This window comes from Streptococcus pseudopneumoniae, from assembly GCF_001073085.1.
Lineage (GTDB): Bacteria > Bacillota > Bacilli > Lactobacillales > Streptococcaceae > Streptococcus > Streptococcus pseudopneumoniae_M.
Genome location: NZ_JVFV01000037.1, coordinates 1 through 2,644, shown reverse-complemented (window position 1 = coordinate 2,644; position 2,644 = coordinate 1). Strand labels below are relative to the sequence as shown.

The 2,644-nt window shown below is 41.3% G+C and carries 1 protein-coding gene; it reads right to left on the bottom strand.

Going from position 1 to position 2,644, the window contains the following annotated elements; genetic code table 11:
* Positions 1-184 precede the first annotated feature (184 nt).
* A partial coding sequence (locus tag ADH90_RS07660; protein WP_049530720.1) for a Spy0128 family protein occupies positions 185-2,644 on the bottom strand: 2,460 nt, incomplete at its 5' end.

Genomic DNA, 2,644 nt, shown 5'->3' with positions numbered 1-2,644 from the left:
CATGCCCTTTTATGGATCAAAAAGTGTTAAAAATAAGACAGTAACCTCAGAATAGCTACTGTCTTATCTCTTTTTTTACTTAAAGCCTTGATAGACTTGAAAAATGGTAGAAAAGAGCCTAATTTTTAAATAGAACTAATTTAAATATCTAGAATAAAATCTTGATTCATTCTATCTATATATATTAAGCTTCATCTTCTTTTTTGCGTTTTGCAACCAAACCTAGACCTACTAGACCAAGTGCAGCACCAAGTGCAACAAGTCCAGATTTAGATTGTTCACCAGTGTTTGGCAACTCAGGACCTTTAGGTTTTTCTGGTGTTACTGGTGTTACTGGTGTTGGTGGTGTTGGCGGTGTTACTGGTGTTGGTGGTGTTGGTGGTGTTGGCGGTGTTGGCGGTGTTGGCGGTGTTGGCGGTGTTGGTGGTGTTGGTGGTGTTGGCGGTGTTGGTGGTGTTGGCGGTGTTGGTGGTGTTGGTGGTGTTGGCGGTGTTACCTTGTTGTTAAACTCAGTATCTTCAGGCATTTGTGAAGTAAGAGTCAATACTTTACCGTCCTTCGTCACAGTAACTCCAACAGTCGCTACCATCTTATCGTACTCAACTCCAGCCTCTGTACCTTTCACTTCTTCTACATGATAAATATAAGTACCTTCTTGACCACGTTTGAATTCAAGAGCTGAGAACTTGATCTTACCTTCAGCATCATTGCTTACGGTTTCAATCACGTTACCATCTTTGTCTTTCAATACGAAGCTGAATTCTCCAGCTTTCAATGCACGACCATCAAGTTTCTTAGTGAAATTAAACTGTGCTTTAACTGGAGCTACAAAGTAGTTATTGAAAATTTTATCATCTGTACCAGTTGCTTCACCTCCCGATGCAGTCATTTCAGTCTTAGCACTTAAAAGACCTGTAGTAATATCTTTAGTAACAGTAACTTTAACTGCGATAGTCATACTATCATAGTCAATGTCTGTATCTGCTCCTGCTTTTTCGCGAACGGTATAGGTATGAGTTCCTTCTGTTGCGTATGAGATCGCATCAAATTGGATGGTTCCATCAGCCGCATTTTTCTTGGTTTGGATGACATTCCCATCTTCAACCAATTCAAAGGTGAAGGCATCCTTAGTAAGCTCTTTTCCTTCCAATTTCTTAGTGAAATTAAATTGTGCTGTAGTTGCACCTGGTGTGAAGGTATTATTGAACTCAGTATCTGTTGGAAGGGCTTTGGTTGCTGTAAGGGTATGACCATCTTTCGTTACAGTCACTGTCACCTCTGCCTTCATTGGGTCATAAGTCATTCCTGCTTCTGAGCCAGCGACTTCTTCTACTGTATACTTGTGAGTTCCAACTTGAGCATTTGTGAATGTCAAATCGTCAAAGGCAATAACACCATTCGCTTTGTTCTTCTTCGTTTGAATAACGTTTCCAGAAGCATCTTTAAGGACAAAAGTAAACTCATCATCTTTAAGGGTACGTCCTGCAAGAGCCTTAGTAAAGTCAAACTTAGTCTTAACCGGAGCTACTGCAAAGTTGTTAAACTCGCTATCCGCTGGCATTGTGACATTTGCTGTCAAGACACCTGTTGTCGCATTCTTAGTGACATTAACGGTTACGACTGCATTCATAGTATCGTAGTCGATGTTTGTATCTGTTCCAGCTACTTCACGTACTGTGTATGTATGAGTTCCTTCTGTTGCGTATGAGATCGCATCGAATTGGATGGTTCCATCAGCCGCATTTTTCTTAGTTTGGATTACATGACCATTTTCAACCAATTCAAAGGTGAAGGCATCGGCTTCAAGTGTTTTTCCTTCCAATTTCTTAGTGAAATTAAATTGTGCTGTAGTTGCACCTGGTGTGAAGGTATTATTGAACTCTGTATCTGTTGGAAGGGCTTTGGTTGCTGTAAGGGTATGACCATCTTTCGTGACAGTAACTGTAACCTCTGCCTTCATTGGGTCATAAGTCATTCCTGCTTCTGAACCAGCTACTTCTTCTACTGTATACTTATGAACACCTACTTCATTGTTCTTGTAAGTAAGCGCATCGAATGCAACTTTACCATCGGCGTCATTAGTCTTCGTTTGAAGAACCGTACCATTCTTATCTTTCAAGACGAAGCTGAACTCACCAGCTTTAAGGGTACGGCCTGCAAGAGCCTTACTGAAGTCGAATTGTGCTGTGACTGGGGCTACCGCATAGTTGTTAAATTCGCTATCAGCTGGCATTGTGACATTGGCTGTCAAGACACCTGTTGTCGCATTCTTAGTGACATTAACAGTCACTTCTGCGTTCATAGTATCATAGTCAATGTCTGTATCTGCTCCGGCTACTTCGCGAACGGTATAGGTATGAGGTCCTTCTGTTGCGTATGAGATCGCGTCAAATTGGATGGTTCCGTCAGCTTTATTCTTCTTCGTTTGGATTACATGGCCATTTTCAAGCAATTCAAAGGTGAAGGCATCAGCTTCAAGCGTTTTTCCTTCCAATTTCTTAGTGAAACTGAATTGTGCTGTAGTTGCACCAGGTGTGAAGGTATTATTGAACTCAGTATCTGTTGGAAGGGCTTTGGTTGCTGTAAGAGTATGACCTGCTTTCGTTACAGTCACTGTCACCTCTGCCTTCATTGGATCATAAGT